The sequence below is a fragment of the Ilyobacter polytropus DSM 2926 genome (genome assembly GCF_000165505.1).
GTDB lineage: Bacteria > Fusobacteriota > Fusobacteriia > Fusobacteriales > Fusobacteriaceae > Ilyobacter > Ilyobacter polytropus.
Window position 1 is genome coordinate 1514063 of record NC_014632.1, and the last position, 24390, is coordinate 1538452.

Below are 24390 nucleotides of genomic sequence, written 5' to 3' on the forward strand. Positions count from 1 at the left end.
AATTTATCTGACTCTATTTTATGTTTTATCTGATTCTTAAAACAGGGCTTATTCCCAGTTCAGTTTCCACTACTTTATGAGTATTTTCAAAATAATTTGTTTTTTCCAAAAGATACCTTATAAGTTCATCATACATCTCCCAGTGGTAGAGTACAAACTCATCCTCTTCTAACTGTGTACCAGGTGCATATTGTGATATGGTGGCAAAAGGAAAACACCTGAGTTCATCTTTTCTCTTTTTTATAAGTATTTTTCTACTGCCGTCTTCATAGCATCCACTTATATCAATCTCTAGATTACACTCTAATCCCTGAAAATTAAATTCAAAAGGTTCCAAGCATTTATAAACTAATTTCCCCACAATATCTCCCCCTCTATTTAAAATAAAATATATTATATTTCAACATTTGTTCAAGATAAATTTTACAGATTTTACACCTTATATTATTCCGTAATTGAAAAAATCCGCATGACTCCCATCTTTAAAAATGAAAGTAATACGGATTTAAACCTTTTCAGGGAAAAATAAAGGGTAACTTTATTTCACCTGAAAAGATTCCAACTACTTTATACTTAAGTTTTTTTAGGGGCTCTTTTTTTTTCTCCAATGACTCTCCCTTTCTTACTTTTTCAAGCATTTTTGAGATTTTATCATCATCTAACTTCATCCCTAGTTTTTCCATGGCATTTTTCACAGAAGCTTTTCCAGAAGTTTTTCCTAGAACAAACTCTGATTCACGCCCTATCTCTGTTGGATCTATAAATTCATAAGTCCTCCTGTCTTTCAAAAGTCCGTCTACATGTATCCCGGACTCATGTGAAAATACAGCTTCTCCCACAAGTGGTTTATTTTTAGAAAGTTTTATTCCAGAAGCTTTTTCCACATATTTTGATAGAACAGGAATCTGCTTCATGTCAAAATTAGTTTTATATTTTCCTATATACTTAAGAGAGGCGACGATCTCTTCAAGAGAAGTGTTTCCTGCTCTCTCCCCTATACCGTTTACTGTGGCACTTATATATTTTGCTCCCGCCCTGCAGGCTGCCAGAGCATTGGCAGTGGCCATCCCAAAATCATTATGGCCGTGAAAATCTATATCTATATTTATTTCACTTCTTATTATCTTGATATTTTCATATACTGTAAAGGGATCTAAGGCCCCCACAGTGTCAGCGTACCTGACCCTGCACACTCCAAGTGATTCTGCTGTTTTGTAAAATTCAATAAGAAAATCCAAGTCCGCCCTAGAGGCATCTTCAGCTCCCACAGAAACCTTGCATCCCTTATCAAGGGCATAAGTCACAAGCTCTTTGAGAGTCTCGATAATCCACTCTCTGCTTTTTTTCAGTTTATTATATATATGTATATCAGATACAGGAACTCCTATATGAACATTTTTAATTCCTGTTTTTATAGAGCTGTCTATGTCAGACTTCGAAAGTCTGTTCCATGTAATTAGCTCGCACTTTAAACCCAAATCATTGATTTTTTTTATTATCTGGATCTCTTCTTGACCCATGGCAGGAGTTCCCACTTCTATAACACCTACTCCAGCTTTATCGAGCATAGTTGCTATCTCTAGCTTTTCCTCCATAGTAAAATCAACTCCTGGAGTCTGTTCACCGTCTCTTAAAGTTGTATCTAATATGTAAAAATCTTCCATAAAAAACACCTCACATTCCCAGGAATATAGATAATTTTAGCAGCAAGTACTGCACATCTTATCTTTATCCACCTTATAATCGTTGACCTTAAAGGCAAATTCTTCTATATTGAAGCTGACTTTTCTGTTTTCTAAAAAAACTTTTCCTTTTTTAAACTCAATTTTCATTGGAACAATATCCTTTTTTTCATCACTGCACATACTTATAGTCTCTGCAGGAGAACAAAGGTATTCCTCATCCTCACCTTTTATTAGAATCTCGTTTGTAGTTGTATAGAGTGACTTTATTTTACCGTCTTCATAAAAGGAAAGGGAATTGATGTCGCCGTGTATTCCAAGAGGTGCGATGTCGTATGCCTTGAGAGATCCTATAGGGGTCTCCACATCTACCATTTCAGCAGGTTCAAAGGACTTTATACCTCCAGTTTCATAAAAAGATATCCCGGTTCTGACAGTAGCCTCCCCTATAGGGGTTTTTACTAAAGGCCGTTCAACAGGCCATAGAGTCAGAGACTTTATTTTACCGCTTCTATAAAAGCTTATACTTATTATCTTATTTTCTATGATTCCAACAGGAGTTTTTATTTTTAATTTTTCAGCAAGTTTGAATTCATGCTGCTCAGTCCAAAATCCTGTTAATTTTCCATCTAAAGGAAATATCTTTTTTATGGAACCATCATCATAAAACATCACCGATTCTGCAGTAATAGTTCCCGCTTTTGTTTCCAAAAGAACCTTCTCCTGAAGATAAACTTTTTTCATGATTCCATTTTTATAAAACTCCAGCGAGAATTTCAGTTTTCTTCTTTCACTATCATCTTTATACTGGGGCGTGAGGAGTCCGTATTCCGTTTTCAACATGTTCTTTTTCTGAAGTATGCAGCTTTTTAATTCTCCAGTATTATAATTTTCAGAATAATAAACTCCCTCTAAGTCACCATATTTACACTTCATTCAAACTCCCCCTTCTACAACTACCTTACAGCATAAGTCTTTCTACAGGTTTCCCACCTTCAATATGTGAGTCCATTATCTCTTCTACATCGTCAGGAGTTACACTTCCATACCATACTCCTTCAGGATAAACTATAACTATAGGACCCTTATCGCATATTGCCAGACATCCTGTATTCGTCACCATTATTTCTCCAGACAAATCTCTGTCGTCTATCTCTTCCATAAAATTCTGTATTATTGTCACTGACTCTTTTTGCAGACAATAACCTTTCTGTTGACCGTTTATCCTAGAACTAGAACATACAAATATGTGATGCTTTGGTTTAATCATTTTCTTCCCCCCATTATCCGTTTATTTTTTTAAATGCAGTATTTATCCCATCTTCTATAGTGTCGTAAAGCTCATAAGTGTAGATGTTATTTGATCTGAGCATCTGCTTAGGTCCATAACCTATCCTCACGCTGAGTACCATTTTACAATCACCTAAAGTTTTTATAACTTTTTCTATCTTAGAATCTTTGTCGTCACAGCTTTCTATCCCTGTGCAATACTTTTCTATCTCTCTTTCCTCCATAAATTCAATTCCGTCTTTTGAATATTTATAGATATGAAATCGGTCTACCTGACCAAAATGCTGATCTATTAATTTCCTATCTTTAGATGCCACTGCCACAAGTAAGTCTCTCTCTTCTTTCTCTTCGAACTTTTCTTCACCAGTACCTCTGAATTCTAAAGACCTGTCCTGAGTCAGCTGACCTATTGCATCTGCCCTGCACTGCTGGCAGTGATACATTTGTTTCATTGTTATAGAGCATTTGTTCCTGAGTTCGTTTAGCTCCTTCTTACTTACAAGAGGCATATTCTCAAATACAGTCCCCGCTGCAGGTATTAAAGGCATTATGTTGGTCATAAAAGCACCCAGTTCTCTTACTTTTTTTACAACCTCAGGAATATGGTGATCGTTGACACCTTTTACCAGTACTATGTTTATTTTGCACAAAACACCATTTTTAGTTAGGTATTCGATTCCTTTTAGCTGATTTTCCTGAAGAACCCTGGCTCCCTCTTCTCCTCTTAATATTTTACCCTTATAATTAACAAACTCGTAAATTTTTGCCCCGATTTTTGGGTCGATACTGTTTAAAGTCACAGTTACATGATTTATTCCTAAAGCTATGATCTCCTCTGCATAATCAGGGAGCATAAGTCCGTTTGTAGAAAGGCAGATTATTACATCTGGGTCTTTCTCTTTGATAAGCTCAATGGATTTTTTTGTTTCCTCAAAATTCGCTAGAGCATCTCCTGGACCTGCTATTCCTACAACTTTTAGGTTTTCTATTTTTTCTTTCACTATAGAATATTTTTTTGCCGCAGCTTCTGGTGTAAGTATTCCACTTGTTACCCCAGGTCTGCTCTCATTTACACAATCATATAGTCTATTACAATAATTACACTGTATGTTACATTTAGGTGCCACTGGAATATGCATCCTTGCATTTTTATGTCCGTCTGCCGTATAGCAGGGATGCTCCTCTGTTTTCTTTTTTAATTCTTCTGATGCCCACTCTGGGTAATCTGTTTTCCCTGAACAGCCACCCGAACAACCTACATTCCCCATTGCCATATTAAGCCCCCCTATAATCTGAATTTTATACCTTCATGCTTTCAACCGCCTCAAAAGGATCTGCTATATCTTCCTGAATTACCGCCTCTATATTGATTTTCTTAAGGCTTTCTACCATCCCTGCCCCAATTTTCCCTGAGATTACCGCATCACAGTCATTTATATCATCTATTATATGATTTGTATGTTGCCCGTCTGTCACCCGTCTGTCAACAAAGGAAACCTCATCTCCAACTTTTGAAAAGATTAAAAATATTTTTGTTTTCCCGAGATGACTCGCTATCATTCCAGCATCATTTACACCAACTGCTACTTTCATGCAGTGACCTCCTTTACATCCTCATCTTCTTTATAATATTTTTTATACATTCTGTCTCTGTAACTTTGATATTTTTGTGCCATTAGGGTGTTTGTAAGGATATCCAGGAAATTCATACTTCCGTCATAGCCTATAGTCACCTGTCTCTGAGCTCCAATCCTGTCGTGTACTGGAAATCCTACTCTTATAAGAGGAATCCCCTCTTTTTCCTCTATATACTTTCCATCAGAGTGTCCTATGAGTATATTTACCTCTTTTTCCTTCACATAGGATCTGATTGTTTCAAAGTCTGTGTCTTCTAAAACTACAATTTCATCTCCATATTTATCCAGTCCTTCAGCAAGAAATGCTCTTATTTTCTTGATATTAGAACCTGTTGATATAACCCTTGGAGTTATTCCGTTTTCTAGACATAGAGAACTTATAGATGTCACTAGTTCAGGCTCCCCAAATACTGCCGCCACTCCCTCACCGTTATATTTATGTGAGTCGATCATAGCATCTAACATTCTTCCCCTCGCCTTTACATAATACTCTGGAATCTTTTTACCTGATATTTTAGACAAAAGTTTCATCAGAGTGTCGCTGTTTTCTAGGCCTATAGGAATAGGAATTCTGTATAGAGGTACCCCAAACTCTTTTTTTAGATATTCTCCAGGAGAATGATCCTCTCTTGAATGAACACCAAATTCAATTGTCGCCAAGCTTCCAGACATGGTTTTTATCTCACTGCAAGTTGTCCCTCCCTCAGGAAGCTTTTCAAATTCCAGTCCCCTGTAAGGTGAATCTAAAGTTTCAGAAACATCTGGAAGTATTACGGCTTCGATACCAAACCTCTCTAAAATCAATTTCAGCTCTCTTATATCTCCAGGGCTCATAAGCCCGCTTATTATATTTATCTTCTTGTTAGGTTCTGAAGGTTCTACTATCTTTTCCACCATTTTTCTCACAGCCAGATAATATCCTTCAAACTGAGTCCCACCGTATCCAGGAGTTGGTACTGAAACCAAAGTCAGATCTTCTGATGAAATTTTTTCCTCTACCATAAAGTCTTTTAATATACGATTTATATCTTCCCCTATAGTCTCTGCAAGACAAGTTGTGACAACTCCTATAGTCTTAGGATTATACATCTTCAGCACATTTTTGAGTCCCTTTTTAAGATTGGCCTCTCCTCCATATACAGTGGCCTTTTCATTGAGGGAAGAGGAAGCAATATCTATAGGTTCATTATAATGCTGTGCCATATGTCTTCTCACATAGGTGCTGCACCCCTGAGACCCATGCATTACAACTATGGATTTTTCCATACCCTTAAATGCCAGACACGCTCCCATAGGCATACACATCTTGCATGGATTTACATTTACGTCTACACAGTTTTTATCTTTCATATTATTCCACCTCCCTTTCTACTCTATTCCCATACCATTTTTTTTGATAATATCCCATACCGGACTGTTTACAGTCAGGTCTATCTCTTTTGCAAAATTAATAGCCCCCTCGTATCCGGCCAAAGGATGTTTTCTAGCATGGTTATGATCTATAAACCCGATCCCTAGCTTATATGCCAGTGGTCTTTCCTTTACTCCTCCTACAAGCATATCCGCTCCCTTTTCTCTCATGAATCTCTCTAATTCACTAGGGTTGGCATCATCTAAAACAACTGTATTTTCATCTGAAAGTTTTCTTATAATTTCATACTCTTCAGGTCTTCCTGTCTGAGATCCTACCATAACCGGTGTTATACCTAGATCCCTAAACTGCTTTATGAGAGATATTGCTTTGAAGCCTCCTCCTACATATATAGCTACTTTTTTCCCTGCAAGTTTTTTTCTGTATGGTTCTAGTCTTTCAGTGGTCTCTTTTTCCATTCTTTTTACAAATTCTTCAGTCTTTTTTATCACATTGAAGTCTCCTAAGGTATAAGCTAGAGACCTCAGAGAGATTCTTATATCTTCTAGTCCGAAAAAGCTGACCTTGGTATATGGAGTCCCATATTTATCCTCAAACTTTTTTGCCAGAGAAGTCATAGAACCTGCACACTGAACTACATTAAATAACGCAGTGGGAGCCTCTTTTATCTGTTCATAATTAGAGTCTCCTGAAAAGTGTGCCACTACATCTATCCCTATCTCTTTTAAATATCCCTTTATTATCCAAAGCTCTCCAGCCAGATTGAAATCCCCTAAAAAGTTGATACCTTTTTTCTCTCCTTCTGAATTCCCGTCTAACTCTAGTATCTTCAATATCGCATCTCCTGCAGCCTTATAACCTGCAGATTTACTTCCTACAAACCCAGAAGATTCCACCGGAATTACCCTTATTCCGTATTTCTTTTCAGCCGCCTTACATATAGCCTGCAAATCGTCTCCAATTACCCCTACAACACAAGTTGAATATACAAATATAAGTTTAGGGTTTTTAAGTTCCATTATTTCATCTATGGCAGCTGTAAGCTTCTTTTCACCGCCAAATATAATATCTTTCTCTCTAAGATCAGTAGAATAACTGTTTCTGTATTCTTCAGATCCGCTGCTTAGACTTCCTCTTATATCAAATGTATAAGCCGCACATCCGATGGGACCATGAACCAGATGCACCGCATCAGTTATTGGATTCAAGACTACTCTCGCCCCGCAGTATACACAGGCTCTCTGACTTACTGCTCCTGCCACACTTTGAGAATCACATTTTATCTTCTTGCCTTTTTCCTCTTTATTGCAGACAATAAAATCTTTTCTCTCTTCTATCAATGCCAGGTTTCCATCTATAATCTTTTTATCCATTTCTATCACCTCTTCAATAAAACAATCTGATTGATATAAAACATTGCCCCTTCTAATTTTCAATTAAATGATTTACATAAATCAAGTTATTTTATTGGGCCACGCTCTTTATAGAACGTGACCCTAAAATAATCTTACATTACTAGTTCTAAATCTTTATCTTCTGCATCTCTGTCTGCTCTTTCAAGTAGGGCATCACTTATTTTTTCAATAAGCCTCATTGCACCTTTATAACCAACAGTTGGAAGATAAGTATGTACCGATCTGTCAAGTACAGGGAATCCAAACCTTACTAAAGGAGTATCCTCCGCTCTTGCTATGTACTTACCGTATGTGTTACCAATAATAAGATCTACAGGCTCATTTTTTATCCATTGATGGAAAAGGAATAAGTCTCCTTTACTCATGTATTTAGAATCTTCTTTGTTCACACCTGCATCATCCAATACCTTTTCTATCTGCTTATCAAAAGCTTTTCCAGGTGTCCCAGTTAGCATAAATTTTGGAACCATTCCTAAACTAAGTACAAATTCAGTCATTGCGATTACCTGGTCAGGATCTCCAAAAATCCCTACTTTTTTACCGTGGAAGTGATGGTGTGTATCAACCATTATATCCACTACCTGACCTCTCACTTTCTCTATCTCCCAAGGAACAGGTTTCCCTGTAATTTTTGAAACTTCCATAAGAAATTCATCTGTTGCTTTTACTCCAACTGGCATTTTTATAGCAGTTGAAGGAACTCCGCATTTAGTTTCTAGTGCAATTGAACCAGCTTCTGATGCAAAAGTTCCAAGGGCAATAGTTGCCTTTGAATTTCCAGCGTCCTGTATATCTTCGATTTTTGTTCCACCCTCTGGATACATCTCATATTTTGATGTCATAGGAGAATCTACAACACCACTTGTATCAGGAAGCATTGTGAAAGGAACATCCATTTTTTCTAAGAGTTCTTTTATCTCTGTCATATCTCCAGGATTTACAAAACCAGGTATGATATTTATTTTCCCGTTAGCTCCCTTACCTTCACCTTCTGCCAAAAGTTGCAAAGTTGATTTGACCATATTGGAAAATCCAGTAATATGAGAACCTACATAACTTGGTGTACTCGTACTTATTACTAATTTGCCTTCAGGAATAATTGGCGCAGCCTCACTGATTATCGTTGTAAGGTCATCACCGATAGTCTCACTAAGACAAGTTGTGTGTACCGCTACGATCTTTGGATCATATATTGCAAATATATTTTTTAGTGATGTCTTTAAGTTTGATCCCCCTCCAAATACAGAAGCTCCTTCTGTAAATGAACTTGTTGTTGCTACGATAGGATCTCTAAAGTGTCTGGTAAGGTGCATTCTGTGAAATGAGCAGCAACCTTGTGAACCGTGACTGTGTGGCATACATCCGTTTATTCCTAAGGCGGCGTACATCGCTCCTATAGGTTGGCATGTTTTTGCAGGGTTTATAACCAGTGCTTTTCTTTCTTTTATCTCTTTAGGTGTAAAATCTAGCATGTACCTTCACCTCCTAGTTCTCCTTCTAATACTGGAGAAATTTTCCAAGGTGGAGTTATATAACCCCAAGTTGGTGTGTTTAATCCTGCTGAAACATCCTTTGCAAATATAACTGCGCCTTTAAATCCTGCATAAGGTCCGCTGTAGTCATAAGAGTGTAGCTGTTTTGCGAATATACCCATCTTATGAGCTATATATTTGTCCTTGATACCAGAACAGAATAAGTCTGGTTTAAGCATCTCTACAATAGCCTCTGTTTCATAGTGGTTCAGATCATCGATTACGATAGAACCATCTTTCATGTCGCTTATCATACCTTTGTATTCTCCTAGAGGTATCTCTTTTTTAAGTTCCTCATATTTCTCTGGAGAAAGATATACTTTATAGTTCTTCTCATCTTTTTCTACAGTTATACTCTCGATATTTTTATTATCAGCATTAGTCTTGATTGTTGGTATTACTTTTCTACCTTCATAGTCATCTCTGTGTCCAAATTCATATCCTGCTGCAACTGTCTCTATACCAATTTCAGCTAGTAAGTTTTGATAGTGATGTGCTCTAGAACCACCGACAAATAAGAATGCTGTTTTACCTTTACACTGCTCTCTGTATTCAGCTATAACATCTTTTATCTCTTTAAGTTCCTCTTTGATGACCTCTTCTGTTTTTTCAGCGAGTTCTTCATCTCCGAAGTATTTAGCCATATCTCTAAGGCTTTGAACTGTACTTTCTACTCCTATAAAGTTAACCTTCATCCAAGGTGCACCATATTTAGTTTCTATCATTTCAGCTATATAGTTTATTGATCTGTGACACTGGATAAGGTTTAAATCTGCCTGGTTGGCATTTTTTAGAGTCTCATAACTACCATCACCAGTCATAACACTGATAACTGTATATCCTATTTTGTCTAGGATTCTTCCGATTTCCCATCCGTCTCCACCTATGTTGTATTCCCCTAAAATATTAACTTTGAATTTACCTTCTACTTCTTTTTCACCTTTACCTATAACTTCCGTCATAAGTTTATTGTTGGCAATATGGTGACCTGCAGACTGACTTACACCCTTATATCCTTCACAACTTACTGCAAATGTAGTCATACCTGTTTTTTCCTGCACTCTTCTTGCTACTGCGTGAACGTCATCACCTATAAGTCCCACTGGACATGTGGACGATATTGTCATAGCGTTTGGCTTAAAGATCTCATAAGCTTCCATACAGGCTTTTTCAAGTTTTGGTTCTCCACCAAATACGATATCACTCTCTTGCATATCTGTTGAGAAAATATAGTTTATGAAGTTTTTACCATCATCATCAGCATCTGCCTTGTTTCTTCTTGTACCCCATGTATAGTAAGAACATCCTATAGGTCCGTGAACCACATGAACCATATCTTTTAGCGGCCCTAGAACAACCCCCTTACACCCTGCATAACAGCAACCTCTGTTTGTCATTGTACCTGGTACAGTTCTTGTATCAGCCTCTATATGCTGTTCTCCTTGCAGGGAGTCCTTTATAAATATATGTTTTCTTCTGTTTTTCATGGTTTTTGCCGGGTAAGCATCCAGCATCTGTTGAATCTTATCTTTCGTCTCCATTATTCCACCCCCTGTTTTAAAGTATTTCTTCCCCTGATTCTCCGGTTCTAACTTTGTAAGATTCTGCTACAGGTAATACAAATATTTTTCCGTCCCCTGGATTCCCTGTTTTATTTACAGTTATAATAGTATCCACAACTGTTTTCACTTTGTCTTCAGGTACTATAATAGTTAAAAGTCTTTTATTTATAAGTCTGTGAGATTCTGCCACTGCATCTGCTATTGCAGGTGTCACATCACCTTCTGTCTCGACATCTTTTAAAAGTTCAAAAGCTACCTTTTTTTTACCTCTTCCTTTTACTGTACGGGCTGTCATAGAATCAATCCCGGCTAGCAATAGGGCTTGCTTTGTTTGGTTGATCATGTTTCTTCTAATTACTGCCATAACCTCTTTCATTATTTTTGCCCTCCTCTTTTTCAGACTACCCAACGATTGAGCGCTAATTCTATTACTAAAGAGTGTTAGAAGCACTACTGATTGTATAAGCCTCTTCAACATCACTTACAAATATTTTACCGTCACCAAAGGCTCCTGAAGCTGATGTTTTTGCTGTCTTCATGATCACGCTGATAGCATCCGCTTTATCAATTTCATCTTTTACAACCATAATTATTAGCTCTTTTGGAAGCTGATCATAATGTACATCTCCGACTTTTACCCCTCTTTGTTTACCTCTACCAACTACTTCGATTTTTGTCACTGCCGGAAAACCTGCTTCATTTAATTCAGATAGTACTTCATTAACTTTTTCAGGTCTAACAATCGCTCTTATCATTTTCATATTATGTTCCCCCTCCTGTTTTTTTTAATTTTAATTTCTATAATAGTTGGTCCTTATACTTCCATGAATCCGTAATCCATCATTAGTGATTCCAATTCATCTGTAGTGAGAGGAGTAGGTATTACAAGCATTTCGTTCTCGTCAATGTTCTTTGCTAATTGTCTGTACTCATCAGCTTGCTGACATTCAGGCTCATAGTTTACAACTACATTTTTATGAATTTCTGCTCTCTGTACTACGTTGTCTCTTGGTACAAAGTGAATCATTTGGCTTCCTAATTTTCCTGCAAATTCAGTAAGAAGTTCTAACTCTTTATCAACTTTTCTTGAGTTACATATGATTCCACCAAGTCTTGTTTTACCCTGTTTACCATATTGTGCAATTGATTTTGCGATATTGTTTGCAGCATAAAGTGCCATGTATTCCCCTGATGCAACTATATAAACTTCTTCTGCTTTACCTTCTCTTATCGGCATCGCAAATCCTCCACACACAACGTCTCCAAGTACGTCATAGAAAACATAGTCAAGTTCTGGTGTATATGCTCCTAGTTGCTCAAGCATTGAGATCGAAGTGATGATTCCTCTTCCTGCACATCCTACACCTGGCTGTGGACCTCCTGACTCTACACATTTTACCCCTTTGAATCCATCTTTTAGGATGTCATCTAATTCGATATCTTCTCCCTCTTCTCTAAGAGTATCTAAAACTGTCTTTTGTGCAAGTCCTCCAAGAAGAAGTCTAGTAGAATCTGCCTTAGGGTCACATCCTACTACCATGATATGTTTACCCATTTCCATCAATGCCCCAACTGTGTTTTGAGTAGTAGTAGATTTACCAATTCCACCCTTACCATAGATAGCCAACTGTCTTAATTTTTTTTCTTCTGCCATTTTAATTACCCCCTTAGATTAAATTAGCGATAGCTTTTACCCGTTTACTGCCTCAAATAAATATTATTTAGATTATCTAAAGTAATATTTATTTGAAATAATAAAATTATATAAAATTAACTTATAATTTGGTTTTAATTTTTTTTTAATTTAGATTTTACATCTCTTTTCTGCATATAATGATGTTTAGTTTTGAATTAAAATAAGCCCTTGATATAAACTTTAAAGGTTATTTGGAATAGAATTATTTTTGAATAGGTTAATTTGAATAGACTGAAATGTTTTGAATAGGATTTAGAAAGTTTTACCTTTAATTTAGATAATTTTTGAATTGTTTTTATTTGGATACGATTAGCTTCAGTATTTTTTAGAGTTCTTAAAGGTTAATTTTTTGGTAGGTTTTTAATAAGTTTAGAAGTTCTTTGATTAGTGTTAGAAGAATTAGCCTTTAATTTAATAGAATTTTTATACAAAAAAAGTCGTACTACTTTCATCTGATTTTCAGAGAAAGTAAAACGACTTTATATCTTTTCAGGGTATTAAAGAGAAATCTCTTTTTTTTCTGCCAAGATGCCATTCACTTCTTGTATTTATTTTGTTTATTGATGTCCTGTTTTATATTCATAGTATATATCTGATTTTTGTTTTTGTCAAACTTTTTTTATTTTTCATTTATCATATTTAGAGCAATCCCTTATTTTATCTGGGTTTAATAAATAAGTTTTTTTCTTCTCTTAAGATATCATTTTGTGAAACAAGAGTGTATTTAGTCTGATTCAGTTTAACACCTTGAAGATATCTTTAGGTTTTTCAATTTTTATTTTTCTCTCTGTTTCGTTCGGCCTGGGTTTTGCTCAGGTAAAATGGCTCTAGCCGAAAAACATTGTCCTCAGGCATGTCAAAGCAGATTTCAGCCATAACAGAAGCTCTAGGAAGAGATAGTGAATTACTTGTAAAAAAACATTTATCACCCATAATATCTTTTATCAGTTCTCTATAATGAATGCTCCCATCACCTAAGAACAGTACCTCTTCACCTCTATACTCGTCTAAGATGCCCCTGAGTTCCCCGTCTTTATAGTCGGTTTTTCTCTCTAGCCTGTCCTTAGAGTTATAGGCATATTCTGCATAATAGACCCTTTCTTTCCTGGCATCTATCAAAGATATTATCTTTTTATATGTACGTGGCGCCAGATTTGCTATTGCATCTAGTTCATTTATTCCCACTAAAGGAACTTTTAGTGAATAAGCTAGGCCCTTTGCAGTCCCTACTCCCACTCTTATCCCGGTAAAAGATCCTGGACCTATACTCACTGCTATTCTTTCTATGTCTTTTATACTGTTTCCCGAAAGCTCAAAAAGTGCGTCTATGGCACTCATCACTGTATCAGAGTGATTCAGATTTACATTTAGGTTCAGTTCAGCTACAAGGCCCTTTTCCTTATGGTATAAAGCCACTGTTCCAGACTTTGTAGATGTATCAATTGCTAAAGCCAACATATTCAAACAACTCTCTTTCTCTTTCTGAGTTCCCTATAAATTCAACAGAGATTTTTCTGCTATCATCATCGTGATAGTAGAGTTTTATCTCAATGTATTCTTTCGGTAGTTCACTCTCTATAATATCCGCCCACTCTATAACAACTAGTCCGCCGTTATTGAGGTAATCCTCATAACCCACCTCATATACCTCTTCAGGGTCGGTGAGTCTGTACACATCAAAATGGTATAAAGGAAGTCTCCCCCCATGATGCTCTAGTACATAGTTAAAAGTGGGGCTTTTTATATTTTCTTCTATACCCAGCTCTTTTGCGAGGGTCTTGATAAAGGTAGTTTTTCCTGTCCCTAAGTCCCCTATAAGAGCTATCACATCATTTTCCTTTGAAAAATCTGCCAGATCAACTGCCAGTTTATCCAGTTCTTCAAATGAAACTGTTTTTTCCATTTTTCTCTCCTCTACTGCTTTTTATCCATGATCTTATTTACCACATTGCTGGTAGATTTACCATCTACAAGAGTAAGTATTCTTACCTCTCCTCCGTTTCTTTCCACTACCACTGTCTCAGGAAGTTCTTCTTTTTTATAATCTCCTCCCTTTACATGGATAGATGGTTTTAGCTCATCTATTATCTCTACAGGGGTATCCTCAGTAAAAATAACTGCATAGTCCACAGCCTTTAGTCCGGTAAGCATCTCTGCCCTGTCTTCCTGTGAGTTTATAGGTCTTGTAGGTCCCTTTAGTCTTCTTACTGATTCATCTGAGTTTACTCCTACTATTAAAATATCCCCCTGATCCTTCGCCTCATTTAAATATCTAAGGTGTCCCACATGAAGTATATCAAAACAACCATTTGTAAATACGGCTTTCTTTCCTTCTTTTTTTATTTTACATACCAATTCTGCTGCTTCTTTTCTCTCTAATACTCTCTTCAACGATAGTTCACACCCTTTATATCTTTTAATTATTTTACAATATACCCATAGATTTCTCAACTTCAATTTCTCTTAGCATATTTGTTACTTCTATTATTATTTCAGCTGTGATTCCCCAGATAGCTTCTCCGTCATAGCTGTAAAAATATACCTGTCTAGGTTTCCCTTCCCAGGGCTTAAAATATCTCTCTGGAAGTCCTAGCTCCTTTGCAGGAAACTCTTTCACCACACCGTTTTCTTCATAATAAGGATGAAATTTTATTGTTATTCTCTCTATTCTAGGCTTATTTTCCATAAAGAATTTCAGTGGGACAAAGAGAAGCCTTTCCACCTCATCTTTGTTTATTTTAAACTCCTCTATACTGTCAATTTCTATTATTCCGGCATATGATTCTACTATCACACCTGTGGCAATAATCAAGGTTCCGATCTTGCCCAATACTTTTATTTTTTCCCTTGAAATCCCGAGTTCCTCTTCAGTTTCCCTTATTGCAGTCTCTAAAAAACTGATGTCACTCTCTTCATATTGTCCCCCGGGAAAACTTATCTCTCCTCCCTGCCTTATATTCTTGGCCCTTTTTTGAAGGACAAAATATTCCTCTCCGTCTATCTTACAGATAACCGCCATAACTGCAGAATTAAAATACTTGTCCCGGGATATGATTGTACTGTCTTTATATTCAAGTTTTTTCAATATCTCACTGTAATTCATAGTAAATCCTCCTGAAGTTTATTATAACATTAATTTATTTTAAAAACTATTTCACTTTTATTTTTTATTTCAGCTATAATATTTAATTGATCTGTTGGTATCTCAATTTATATCTCTTTTTTATAAATTTACCTTGAAAAATTATTATCTTATCTTTTATTCATATAAATTAGTAATAAACTCTTTTTATTTCCCATCTGTTAAATTAAACAGGCAGGGATATTTCCCCTGCCCCTTTAATCAAATTTTTATATTTCTTTGGCTTTTATACCCCATATCTCACTAGCATATTGAGCTATAGTCCTATCAGAAGAAAATTTTCCTCCGTTGGCTATATTTATCCAGGCTTTTTTAGCCCATTCGCTTTGGTTCCTATACTCTATGTTGACTTTTCTCTGTGTCTCTCGGTACTCTGCAAAATCTTTAAAAATAAAATATTGATCTGGTTTATGCCAGCTAGCTCCTTTTAACAGGGAATCATAAAGTTCCTGAAACATTCCTGTTCCACCGTCATCATAAGTTCCGTCTATGAGACTGTCCACTACTTTTTTAAGGCCCTCTACAGATTCATACTCTTTTGACGGATTATATCCCTTTTCCTTTAGTTTATTTATATCCTCTACTTTTAGTCCGAAGATATAGTTATTTTCAAGACCTGCCTCTTGGGCTATCTCTACATTGGCACCATCTAAGGTTCCCAGAGTCAAAGCACCATTTATCATAAATTTCATATTTCCAGTTCCTGATGCCTCTTTTCCTGCAGTAGATATCTGTTCTGAAATGTCTGCCGCAGGGAATATTTTTTCTGCTAAAGAAACCCTGTAGTTTTCCACGAAAACAATTTTTATTCTTCCTTTTACCCTAGGGTCATTATTTACAGCTTTTGCAACCTCATTTATCAGTTTTATTATCCCCTTTGCCCTAAAATATCCCGGAGCCGCCTTGGCACCGAAAATATAAGTCACAGGATAAATATCCATCTCAGGATTTTCTTTTATCTTGTTATAGAGGTCCATTATGTGAAATATATTAAGGAGTTGTCTCTTATACTCGTGAAGCCTCTTTACCTGTACATCAAAAATAGAGTCTGTGTCTATCTCTATCCCCTGAACTTTTTTCAGATGATTGGAAAGCTGTGTTTTTTTCAGATTTTTTATCTCAAGAAATTTATCTAGTATTTTTTTATTATCTTTATATTTCTCCAGTTTTTTAAGCTGTGATAAATCAGTTATCCATTCATCTCCTATAAGCTTGGTGATAAAGTTCGAAAGCTCCTCATTTGAAAAAAGAAGCCACCTCCTCTGGGTTATTCCGTTGGTTTTATTCTGAAACTTTTTAGGATAAAGTTTGTACCACTCTTTCAGCTCCTGATTTTTTAATAATTCTGTGTGAAGTTCTGCCACTCCGTTTATAGTTTTTGACCCATATATAGCCATCCAAGCCATATGTATAAGATCTCCTTGAATAACAGACATTTTTTCATGCTTTTTTCTGTCCTCAGGATATTGTTTTTCCAGGGACTGAAGAAGTTCGATATGGATTCTGTAAGTTATATCATAAATTCTAGGAAGTACCTCTCTGTAAAGCTCTATCCACCATTTTTCAAGAGCCTCTTTTAAAATAGTATGATTGGTATAGGAAAATATATTTTCCACTATATTCCACGCCCTTGTCCAGCTTATACCCTCTACATCATAAAGTAGCCTCATCATCTCAGGTATGGCAATCACAGGATGGGTGTCATTTAACTGTATAGCCACATAATCTACAAGTTTTTCATAATCTTTACCGTGTATTCTTTTGAAACTCTTAAGTATATCCTGCAGTGAAGCCGATGCAAAAAAATACTGCTGTTTCAGCCTAAGTTTTTTCCCCTCGTTGGTAGAATCATTTGGATAAAGTATCCTCGATATATTTTCAGCCTTGTTTTTTTCCTGTACAGCCTCTTCATATTCCTGTGAATTAAAGGCATCTAAGTCCAAGTCATTGATAGGTGCAGCTTCCCATAGTCTAAGGGTGTTTACATTATCTGTACCATATCCCAGTATAGGGGTGTCGTATGGAACAGCCCTGACTTTTTGATCTCCAAATTCTACAATGACCTCATCACTAGATTTCCTAACAGACCATGGGTCTCCGTATTTCAGCCAGGTTTCAGGATATTCTTTTTGAAATCCATCTTCAAACTTCTGTGTAAAAATTCCGTTTTTATATCTTATACCATAACCTTGTCCAGGCAGATTAAGGGTCGCCAAGGAATCCATAAAGCAGGCTGCCAGTCTTCCAAGTCCGCCGTTTCCTAGACCTGCATCATCTTCTGCCTCTTCTATCTGGTTATATTTTATCCCCAACTCTTTTAAAACTTCTTTTACCTCACGAAGCACCCCCATATTCATAAGATTATTTCCAAGTGCCCTTCCCATGAGAAATTCAGCAGATAAATAAAAGGCCTGTTTACCTTTTTTGTATTCTTCTGATGTTTTTTCCCAGTTTTCAGATATACCCTCCATTATTGTTTTGGCGAGAGCCTGATAAATCTCAAAATCTTCTGCTTCTTTTAAAGATTTTCCCCAGTCAACCTTTAGATATCTTTTTATTCCATCTATTATTTTTTCTTTATCTAAATACATTTTTTACCCCCTATACCCAAAGAATTTATCGATTGTATTTCTCAGTTATTCTTTTCAATCTTAGAGCTTTCTCTTTTTTCAAGTCCTCTTTTTTCATCCTCCACTTCCAGTTTCCCCAGGATGTTGCAGGAAAATTCATTCTTGCTTCACTTCCCAATCCTATTACATCCTGCATCTGAGTTATGGTCATAATCGCCCTAGAGCTCCATATAGCCTCTATACATCTCCAGTTTATCTCCTCTGATTCCACTTCAGGCATATTTCCCAGATACCTTTCACATATTCCCCTGTGAAAATTATCGAGTCCCCTATACCAGCCTATAACTGTATCATTGTCATGAGTTCCAGTATAAGCCACACAATTTTCCGGATATCTGTGAGGAAGATATTCATTTTCACTGTTTGTATCAAAGGCAAATTCCAGTATTTTCATCCCAGGATATCCACTGTCCTTTAGAAGTTTTCTCACCTTAGGAGTTAAAAACCCCAGATCTTCTGCTATTATAGGAAGTTCTCCTAAGGTTCTGTTTATCTTTCCAAATAACTTCATGCCAGGCCCTTTTTCCCACCGGCCTTTTCTTGCGGTTTTTCTTCCGTATCTCACCGTCCAGAAAGACTCAAAACCCCTGAAGTGATCTATTCTTATTGTATCGTATAGATTAAAGGAGTTTTTTACCCTTTCTAGCCACCATCTGTAACCTCTTTTTTCCATATAATCCCAGTCGTACAGAGGATTTCCCCAGAACTGTCCGTCTTTGCTAAACATATCAGGGGGAGCTCCAGATAATTTTTTTGGTCTTTTGTATTTATCAAACAAAAACATCTTGCTCTTGGACCACGCATCAACGCTGTCTGGAGCCACAAAGATAGGAATATCCCCTATAATCTTTATATCTTTAGAATTGGCGTAATTTTTGAGTTTCTGCCATTGTTCATAGAAAACATACTGAAGAAAAAGGTGAAATTCCATCTCATAGCAAAGATCCATCTCTGTCTCTTTTATAACAGATTTTTTCTTATATCTATAGTCTTTAGGCCATTTTTGCCACTGCTTATAGCCAAAATTTTTCTTTAAAGCCATAAAAAGACAGTAGTCCTCTATCCAGTATTCAGATTTTTTCTTAAATACTTCCATATCTTCCCACTGTTCAGCCTGAAGATAGCCGTTGTATGCCTTTCTCAATAGTTTCATTTTTTCGCGATGTACCAGTCCAAAATCCACACTTCCCTCTATATTCCCATTCACTAAGTTAGCCAAATCATCTTGTTCGATAAACCCTTTTTCCACAAGAGCTTCCATATCTATAAAATAATGATTCCCTGCAAAGGCCGAAAAAGACTGGTATGGAGAGTCACCGTATCCAGTTGGTCCCATTGGTAAAATCTGCCACAACTTCTGCCCTGCATCTGCCATAAAATCCACAAACTCATAGGCTGGTCTTCCCAGATCCCCTATACCATATTTTCCGTGAAGAGAGCTTATATGCATTATTATCCCGCTGCTTCTCTGAAATTCCATAGACCCTCCTGTTTTTACTGTAAAAATAAATTGCTGTTTTTCATTAGCTTTTTCATACTAATTATCTACGGAGTATAGTGGCTTCCTCCTACTTTTTCCATACAATAAAATTAATTGATCTAGGTTGTCGCCCCTATCCAAATTAAAGTATCGAATTTATAGGGATTCATTACTTTTCTCTTGAAAGAAAAGCACCCCAAGAGTATTTCCTCCCTTCGGTCAGGGCATAACCAAAAGTTCAAGCCTGTGAAAAATCAGCTAAATAACCTTGAAAATCCAAGAAAAACTCGAAACTCGCTACGCTCAGACAGTCGATTTTTTCTAAGGATTTTACTGCAGTTATTCTTAACGCTGATTTTGTCAATGGCAAAAGAAAAGAGATAAAAAAACTTTCGCAAAAGAGAGTGTTTATAGTTTTGGTTTAACTCTGTGAAACTCTCTCTTTTTCTCTGCGTACTCTGTGGCCAAAAGGTTTTATCCTTATTCGTGTTAATTTTTCTGCCTTTTATCGGTTTTCATTCGTGACAAAATCCTTTGACTCTAATATTCTTCTAAATTCAGTAATTTATAAGAATTTATTTCAAGTAGCAACTTGAGTTAATTATATTTCTCAGAAAAAATAAAAATACCCATCAAAATACCAGCATAAACCTGCTTTATATTTTGATGGGTATAAATATTTTTTTTATTTAGTTCCGAATATTCTGTCTCCGCAGTCTCCGAGACCTGGATATATATATCCATTTTCATCTAGTCCCTGATCGATCTTTGCAGCGTAGATATCCACATCTGGATGTTTTTTTATAACCTTTGCAAGTCCTTCTGGTGCAGCTACAAGACACATGAAAGTTATGTCTGTTACTCCGTTTTCCTTAAGGTAATCTATTGCATAAATTGCAGATCCACCTGTTGCAAGCATAGGGTCTACAAGAATTACCTTTCTCTCGGCTATATCTGTAGGAAGCTTGCAATAGTAGTATACAGGCTCTAGTGTTTCTTCATTTCTATACACACCTATATGCCCTACTTTTGCAGTAGGAACAAGAGCTAATATTCCGTCTACCATTCCTAGACCTGCTCTAAGAATAGGTACAACTGCAACTGCCTTGTCTGGAAGGATATAAGACTTTGTCTTCATCAAAGGAGTTTCCACCTCTGTTTCTTCCAACTTTAGTTCTTTTGTAGCCTCATAAGTCATAAGACCTGCTATTTCATTCAGAGTTTCTCTAAAAGTTTTTGTGTCAGTATCTTTGTTTCTCAAAAAAGTTAGCTTGTGCTGAATCAGCGGATGATTTACTTCTACTATCGCCATTAGTTTAACCTCCTAAAACCTTATATTTTCATATTTTATTTTTTGGGTGCTCCACACAAAAAAACAGGACCATAGTCCTGTTTTTTTTATTTTTTCATTCCGTACTTTTTGTTGAACTTGTCTACTCTACCAGCAGCGTCGATAAACTTCGCTTTACCAGTGTAGAATGGATGACACTTTGAACATACAGCTACTTTGATTTCATCACCTTTTGAATAAGTTGATCTAGTTTCAAATCTTTCCCCACATGTGCAATCAACAGTAACTACATGATAATTAGGATGAATTCCTTTTCTCATCGTCCTCTCACCTTCCTTAAAAAACTTCTTAATTTCGAAATAAATTCTATCATAAATATCAAACTTTTGCAATATTTTTTTGTAAGCCGAAATTACTTGACACTTCCTTATCTTTATATTTCCTGAGAATTCTCCTCTATTAGAAGATCTACTTTATTATATAATTCTTTCAAGGCAGTTTATAAAATAACTAGAACCTCATCTGAAAGATACACATTATCAGTTAAAATAAGATTAAATCATACCAAATATTATTTTAAGGAACAAAATTAAACTATTTCAAAAAAAAATTTAAAATCTTTTAAATTTACTTTTATCTCTTATTGTTTTATAATTGTTTACATAATGATTGGGAGGTAAATATGGGGAAAAAAGTTTATGCATATCTCTTGGAGTCTAATAACAAAAAAGGGATTTGTGATACCTGGGACCAGTGTAAAAAAATAGTCTTAGGAAAAAAGGCCTTATATAGATCCTTTGAAGATATAAACCAAGCAAAAAAATGGCTGGAAAATCCGCAAAGCAAACCAAAAACAAAAAAAAGCAAGAAATTTTATGCCTATTATATGGTAGATACTCAGGAAAGTGGAATCACTCACTCCTGGGAGGATTGTAAAAGCTATATACAGGCTGGAAAATCCCGTTACAAATCCTTTAAGACCTTGGAAGAAGCTGAAAAATGGCTGGAAAAAGGTGGGGTTTACCAATCAAAAGAAGAGATCAGAAGAGCACTTCCTCATGGAATATATTTTGATGCTGGTACAGGAAGAGGTATAGGGGTCGAGGTAAGGGTTACAGACAAGATGGGTAATAGTATCCTAGACAGATGTATCTCGTCAGACAAGATCAACCCTCACGGAAACTATCTTACAGAAGATGGTATGACAAATAACTTCGGAGAACTTCTAGGTCTTTACTGTGCTATGAAAATAGCCCTAAAAGAAAATATAAGAAATATTTACGGAGACAGCAATCTCGTAATTTATTTTTGGTCAAAGGGAATAATAAAACGTCAAGATCAGAAAGAAGAAACATTAAAACTGGCCGATCTTGTGATAGAACTGAGAAAAAAATATGAATCCTTAGGCGGTAAAATAGAATATATTTCCGGAGACATCAACCCGGCAGACCTTGGATTCCACAGGTAGGTGGTCTTTTGAACAGGTTCGAACTTTTCAGCAAAGAACATTTTTTTTACCTGGCAGCCTACTCTCTTATTACTCTTATTTTTATCATCATCTCTTTGAAGGTCAGGGATAAAAAGAGCTTTGCTAGAAATTCTGCCACGATTATAGGGATTTTAAAACTCTCAGAGTTGGCTTACAGATTCGTAATTTTAGGGGATCCTATCAGGTTCTTACTTCCACTGCATCTTTGCAATCTGACTCTTATAATGGCAATAATTGCAATGATTACTAAAAACAAGTTTTTTTTAAACCTTACATATTTCTGGAGTGCCGGAACGATATTTGCCCTCCTTACACCAGAAGTGAAGATCAACTTTCCCCATCTTCTAAATATTAGTTTTTTTTCCACACATTTTTATCTTATTTTTTCTGCTGTGTACTGTGTGAAAGTTTTTAATTTTAAGCCAGACTTTAAAAATCTTTTAAAGGCCTTTAAGTATGTAAATTTAGCCTTTATAATAATTTTCTTTATAAATTTAGCCTTAAAAACAAATTATATGTTTGTAAACTATAAACCGACCTTTAAAAGTCCCCTAGACTATATGGGACCTTGGCCATATTATATTATAGTCCTAGAGATTATAACCTTTGTCTGTTTTCTCGTAATGTACCTGCCTTTTTATACTAAAAAAAGGTAGGTTTATTTCCTACATAGTTAGTTATTTTTTTAACATAAAGGAGTGATTTAGTAATGCGTAACTTTGTATTCAACAAAGCAATGGAACTTCGAAGAGACACTTTAAAAACCATTGTATCTCTCTACGAAAAGGACCAACTTAGAGAAAAGTTTCCTAAAATCGTAAGAGAGATTCTCCCAGGAGACAACCCTGTTTACAGAAACAACATCTACAGAGAGAGAGAGATTCTTAAACAGAGAATCAAAATTTATCTTGATTTTGATTATGAAAAGACTAGAGATCTTGAGCTTTTTGAACTTGTAAACCACTTAGATTCAAAATTTTTCTATAAAAAAGATGAACTAAGGGGAAAACATAAGTATGTTAGAGTGATTAAAGAAGCCTGTGATGTCTGTCCATCTGGAAAATATTATGCCACAGATCTTTGCAGAAACTGTATTGCCCATAACTGTACCAATGTATGCCCAAGGGATGCTATAGTCTTTGATGATGGAAGAGCAAAAATAATCCCTGAAAAATGTATTGGTTGTGGTCTTTGTGCAAAATCATGTGACTACTATGCAATTGTAAAACTAGAAAGACCTTGTGAAAGAGCCTGTACACTTAACGCCATCACAAAAGATGAAAACGGTGCGGCAGATATCAACAAGGATAAATGTGTGGCCTGCGGTGCCTGTCATGTGGCCTGTCCATTCGGAGCCATAGAATCACCTACCCAGATTTTAGACGTAGTGCATACCATAAAAAACCAGGATGAGGTTATCGCAATATACGCCCCGGCAATAGTATCTCAGTTCGGACATACTGTTTCTCCAGGAAAAATAAAGTCCTTATTCAAGAAACTTGGTTTCTCAGATGCAATGGAAGTAGCTGTCGGAGCAGATATGGTTGCAGAGGAAGAGGTAGAGATTCTAAGAGAGAATCCTGGAAAAATGACAACATCATGCTGCCCTTCTTTTTATAGCTATATAAAGAAACATCAGCCTGAAATGGAAAAATATATCTCCCATGCACCATCTCCTATGGCAAAACTGGCAGAGCATCTAAAAGAAAAATACCCAAATAAAAAAATCGCATTTATCGGACCATGCATTGCAAAAAAAATGGAAGCCGACAAATATAATGTTTTAAAAGAGAAAAAAGTTGTGGATTACGTACTAACTTTTACCGATGTAGCCGCATGGATAGAGGCTAGAGAACTTGATGTAGCAACACTCCCTGAAGATGATATCCTAGGGACTTCCTTTGGATGGGGATTTGCCCATACTGGAGGAGTTGCAAATGCAGTTGCAGAAAAGTTGGATCAAGACGTAAAGGTAATCCATATGAACGGACTAGCAGAAGGAAAAGAAAGCTTCGTAGCCTTTGAAAAATCTGGAGACTATACTCTTCTTGAGGGAATGGGATGTCGTGGTGGATGTATTGCCGGACCTTCTATTTTACAGAACCCTAAAGTTGCAAGGGTTATGCTCATGAAGGTTGGATCTAAAAAATAATATTTTTTCTGAAAAATAAG

Annotated in this window: 24 protein-coding genes; 3 read left to right on the top strand and 21 right to left on the bottom strand. The window is 36.1% G+C overall.

Annotation, left to right across the window (positions count from 1 at the left end; translation table 11 throughout):
- Positions 1-25: 25 nt before the first annotated feature.
- From ILYOP_RS07040 to rpmE, 21 genes are all read right to left on the bottom strand, one after another.
- A complete protein-coding gene (locus ILYOP_RS07040; RefSeq protein WP_013387845.1) occupies positions 26-361 on the bottom strand; it encodes a hypothetical protein in 336 nt (111 codons plus the stop codon).
- A 154-nt stretch (positions 362-515) separates the two neighbouring features.
- A complete protein-coding gene (nifV, locus tag ILYOP_RS07045; protein WP_013387846.1) occupies positions 516-1664 on the bottom strand; it encodes a homocitrate synthase in 1149 nt (382 codons plus the stop codon).
- A 36-nt stretch (positions 1665-1700) separates the two neighbouring features.
- A complete protein-coding gene (locus tag ILYOP_RS07050) occupies positions 1701-2618 on the bottom strand; it encodes a hypothetical protein (protein WP_013387847.1) in 918 nt (305 codons plus the stop codon).
- Between the two features lie 25 nt (positions 2619-2643).
- Positions 2644-2952: a 2Fe-2S ferredoxin gene (locus ILYOP_RS07055; protein ID WP_013387848.1), complete on the bottom strand. Its 309-nt coding sequence runs from the start codon at positions 2950-2952 to the stop codon at positions 2644-2646.
- A 13-nt stretch (positions 2953-2965) separates the two neighbouring features.
- Positions 2966-4246 carry a nitrogenase cofactor biosynthesis protein NifB gene (gene nifB / locus ILYOP_RS07060; protein ID WP_013387849.1) on the bottom strand — a complete coding sequence of 427 codons (1281 nt, stop codon included), beginning with the start codon at positions 4244-4246 and terminating at the stop codon, positions 2966-2968.
- A gap of 25 nt (positions 4247-4271) precedes the next feature.
- Positions 4272-4565 carry a NifB/NifX family molybdenum-iron cluster-binding protein gene (locus ILYOP_RS07065; RefSeq protein ID WP_013387850.1) on the bottom strand — a complete coding sequence of 98 codons (294 nt, stop codon included), beginning with the start codon at positions 4563-4565 and terminating at the stop codon, positions 4272-4274.
- Positions 4562-5959, bottom strand: coding sequence for a nitrogenase component 1 (locus ILYOP_RS07070; RefSeq protein WP_013387851.1), 1398 nt, complete (start codon positions 5957-5959; stop codon positions 4562-4564). Before ILYOP_RS07070 ends, ILYOP_RS07065 begins: the two co-directional genes overlap by 4 nt.
- Before the next feature lie 18 nt (positions 5960-5977).
- Positions 5978-7354 carry a nitrogenase iron-molybdenum cofactor biosynthesis protein NifE gene (gene nifE / locus ILYOP_RS07075; RefSeq protein WP_013387852.1) on the bottom strand — a complete coding sequence of 459 codons (1377 nt, stop codon included), beginning with the start codon at positions 7352-7354 and terminating at the stop codon, positions 5978-5980.
- Between the two features lie 134 nt (positions 7355-7488).
- Positions 7489-8868 (bottom strand): nitrogenase molybdenum-iron protein subunit beta, encoded by a 1380-nt coding sequence (gene nifK / locus ILYOP_RS07080; protein ID WP_013387853.1) that lies wholly within the window; start codon positions 8866-8868, stop codon positions 7489-7491.
- Positions 8862-10469 carry a nitrogenase molybdenum-iron protein alpha chain gene (gene nifD / locus ILYOP_RS07085; protein ID WP_013387854.1) on the bottom strand — a complete coding sequence of 536 codons (1608 nt, stop codon included), beginning with the start codon at positions 10467-10469 and terminating at the stop codon, positions 8862-8864. The genes nifK and nifD overlap by 7 nt, the downstream gene beginning before the upstream one ends.
- Before the next feature lie 16 nt (positions 10470-10485).
- Positions 10486-10866 carry a P-II family nitrogen regulator gene (locus tag ILYOP_RS07090; protein WP_013387855.1) on the bottom strand — a complete coding sequence of 127 codons (381 nt, stop codon included), beginning with the start codon at positions 10864-10866 and terminating at the stop codon, positions 10486-10488.
- A gap of 55 nt (positions 10867-10921) precedes the next feature.
- On the bottom strand, positions 10922-11251 hold the full coding sequence (locus tag ILYOP_RS07095; RefSeq protein ID WP_013387856.1) for a P-II family nitrogen regulator: 330 nt from the start codon (positions 11249-11251) through the stop codon (positions 10922-10924).
- A gap of 53 nt (positions 11252-11304) precedes the next feature.
- Positions 11305-12144 carry a nitrogenase iron protein gene (gene nifH, locus ILYOP_RS07100; RefSeq protein WP_013387857.1) on the bottom strand — a complete coding sequence of 280 codons (840 nt, stop codon included), beginning with the start codon at positions 12142-12144 and terminating at the stop codon, positions 11305-11307.
- Between the two features lie 810 nt (positions 12145-12954).
- Complete coding sequence (tsaB, locus tag ILYOP_RS07105; RefSeq protein WP_013387858.1) at positions 12955-13644, bottom strand: tRNA (adenosine(37)-N6)-threonylcarbamoyltransferase complex dimerization subunit type 1 TsaB; 690 nt, start codon at positions 13642-13644, stop codon at positions 12955-12957.
- On the bottom strand, positions 13625-14089 hold the full coding sequence (tsaE, locus tag ILYOP_RS07110) for a tRNA (adenosine(37)-N6)-threonylcarbamoyltransferase complex ATPase subunit type 1 TsaE (protein ID WP_013387859.1): 465 nt from the start codon (positions 14087-14089) through the stop codon (positions 13625-13627). The genes tsaB and tsaE overlap by 20 nt, the downstream gene beginning before the upstream one ends.
- A gap of 11 nt (positions 14090-14100) precedes the next feature.
- Positions 14101-14577 carry a D-glycero-beta-D-manno-heptose 1-phosphate adenylyltransferase gene (rfaE2, locus tag ILYOP_RS07115; RefSeq protein WP_041921210.1) on the bottom strand — a complete coding sequence of 159 codons (477 nt, stop codon included), beginning with the start codon at positions 14575-14577 and terminating at the stop codon, positions 14101-14103.
- A gap of 34 nt (positions 14578-14611) precedes the next feature.
- On the bottom strand, positions 14612-15289 hold the full coding sequence (locus ILYOP_RS07120) for an NUDIX hydrolase (protein WP_013387861.1): 678 nt from the start codon (positions 15287-15289) through the stop codon (positions 14612-14614).
- Between the two features lie 248 nt (positions 15290-15537).
- Positions 15538-17919: a glycogen/starch/alpha-glucan phosphorylase gene (locus ILYOP_RS07125; protein WP_013387862.1), complete on the bottom strand. Its 2382-nt coding sequence runs from the start codon at positions 17917-17919 to the stop codon at positions 15538-15540.
- Positions 17920-17944: 25 nt separating this feature from the next.
- Positions 17945-19438, bottom strand: a complete 1494-nt coding sequence (malQ, locus tag ILYOP_RS07130; protein ID WP_013387863.1) for a 4-alpha-glucanotransferase — start codon at positions 19436-19438, stop codon at positions 17945-17947.
- A gap of 685 nt (positions 19439-20123) precedes the next feature.
- Complete coding sequence (upp, locus tag ILYOP_RS07135; protein ID WP_013387864.1) at positions 20124-20750, bottom strand: uracil phosphoribosyltransferase; 627 nt, start codon at positions 20748-20750, stop codon at positions 20124-20126.
- 86 nt (positions 20751-20836) lie between these two features.
- Positions 20837-21049, bottom strand: coding sequence for a 50S ribosomal protein L31 (rpmE, locus tag ILYOP_RS07140; protein WP_013387865.1), 213 nt, complete (start codon positions 21047-21049; stop codon positions 20837-20839).
- Between the two features lie 362 nt (positions 21050-21411).
- Here rpmE and ILYOP_RS07145 point away from each other — a divergent pair, with 362 nt between their 5' ends.
- Genes ILYOP_RS07145 through ILYOP_RS07155 form a run of 3 tightly spaced genes read left to right on the top strand, consistent with a single transcriptional unit; the run spans position 21412 to position 24370 of the window.
- Entirely contained in the window at positions 21412-22197 is a 786-nt protein-coding gene (locus tag ILYOP_RS07145; protein WP_013387866.1) for a ribonuclease H1 domain-containing protein, read from the top strand.
- An 8-nt stretch (positions 22198-22205) separates the two neighbouring features.
- Positions 22206-22874: a YwaF family protein gene (locus tag ILYOP_RS07150; protein ID WP_013387867.1), complete on the top strand. Its 669-nt coding sequence runs from the start codon at positions 22206-22208 to the stop codon at positions 22872-22874.
- A gap of 53 nt (positions 22875-22927) precedes the next feature.
- A complete protein-coding gene (locus tag ILYOP_RS07155; protein ID WP_013387868.1) occupies positions 22928-24370 on the top strand; it encodes a monomeric [FeFe] hydrogenase in 1443 nt (480 codons plus the stop codon).
- Positions 24371-24390: the final 20 nt, after the last annotated feature.

Bases quoted from the DNA above. Each gene is read 5' to 3' on its own strand.
- ILYOP_RS07070 (WP_013387851.1), bottom strand. From the start codon at position 5,959: ATGAAAGATAAAAACTGTGTAGACGTAAATGTAAATCCATGCAAGATG.
- nifE (WP_013387852.1), bottom strand. From the start codon at position 7,354: ATGGATAAAAAGATTATAGATGGAAACCTGGCATTGATAGAAGAGAGA.
- upp (WP_013387864.1), bottom strand. From the start codon at position 20,750: ATGGCGATAGTAGAAGTAAATCATCCGCTGATTCAGCACAAGCTAACT.
- rpmE (WP_013387865.1), bottom strand. From the start codon at position 21,049: ATGAGAAAAGGAATTCATCCTAATTATCATGTAGTTACTGTTGATTGC.
- nifH (WP_013387857.1), bottom strand. From the start codon at position 12,144: ATGGCAGAAGAAAAAAAATTAAGACAGTTGGCTATCTATGGTAAGGGT.
- ILYOP_RS07065 (WP_013387850.1), bottom strand. From the start codon at position 4,565: ATGAAAGTAGCAGTTGGTGTAAATGATGCTGGAATGATAGCGAGTCAT.
- nifK (WP_013387853.1), bottom strand. From the start codon at position 8,868: ATGCTAGATTTTACACCTAAAGAGATAAAAGAAAGAAAAGCACTGGTT.
- nifV (WP_013387846.1), bottom strand. From the start codon at position 1,664: ATGGAAGATTTTTACATATTAGATACAACTTTAAGAGACGGTGAACAG.
- ILYOP_RS07090 (WP_013387855.1), bottom strand. From the start codon at position 10,866: ATGAAAGAGGTTATGGCAGTAATTAGAAGAAACATGATCAACCAAACA.
- tsaE (WP_013387859.1), bottom strand. From the start codon at position 14,089: ATGGAAAAAACAGTTTCATTTGAAGAACTGGATAAACTGGCAGTTGAT.
- malQ (WP_013387863.1), bottom strand. From the start codon at position 19,438: ATGGAATTTCAGAGAAGCAGCGGGATAATAATGCATATAAGCTCTCTT.
- ILYOP_RS07155 (WP_013387868.1), top strand. From the start codon at position 22,928: ATGCGTAACTTTGTATTCAACAAAGCAATGGAACTTCGAAGAGACACT.
- ILYOP_RS07125 (WP_013387862.1), bottom strand. From the start codon at position 17,919: ATGTATTTAGATAAAGAAAAAATAATAGATGGAATAAAAAGATATCTA.
- nifD (WP_013387854.1), bottom strand. From the start codon at position 10,469: ATGGAGACGAAAGATAAGATTCAACAGATGCTGGATGCTTACCCGGCA.
- tsaB (WP_013387858.1), bottom strand. From the start codon at position 13,644: ATGTTGGCTTTAGCAATTGATACATCTACAAAGTCTGGAACAGTGGCT.
- nifB (WP_013387849.1), bottom strand. From the start codon at position 4,246: ATGGCAATGGGGAATGTAGGTTGTTCGGGTGGCTGTTCAGGGAAAACA.
- ILYOP_RS07120 (WP_013387861.1), bottom strand. From the start codon at position 15,289: ATGAATTACAGTGAGATATTGAAAAAACTTGAATATAAAGACAGTACA.
- ILYOP_RS07050 (WP_013387847.1), bottom strand. From the start codon at position 2,618: ATGAAGTGTAAATATGGTGACTTAGAGGGAGTTTATTATTCTGAAAAT.
- ILYOP_RS07145 (WP_013387866.1), top strand. From the start codon at position 21,412: ATGGGGAAAAAAGTTTATGCATATCTCTTGGAGTCTAATAACAAAAAA.
- ILYOP_RS07055 (WP_013387848.1), bottom strand. From the start codon at position 2,952: ATGATTAAACCAAAGCATCACATATTTGTATGTTCTAGTTCTAGGATA.
- ILYOP_RS07095 (WP_013387856.1), bottom strand. From the start codon at position 11,251: ATGAAAATGATAAGAGCGATTGTTAGACCTGAAAAAGTTAATGAAGTA.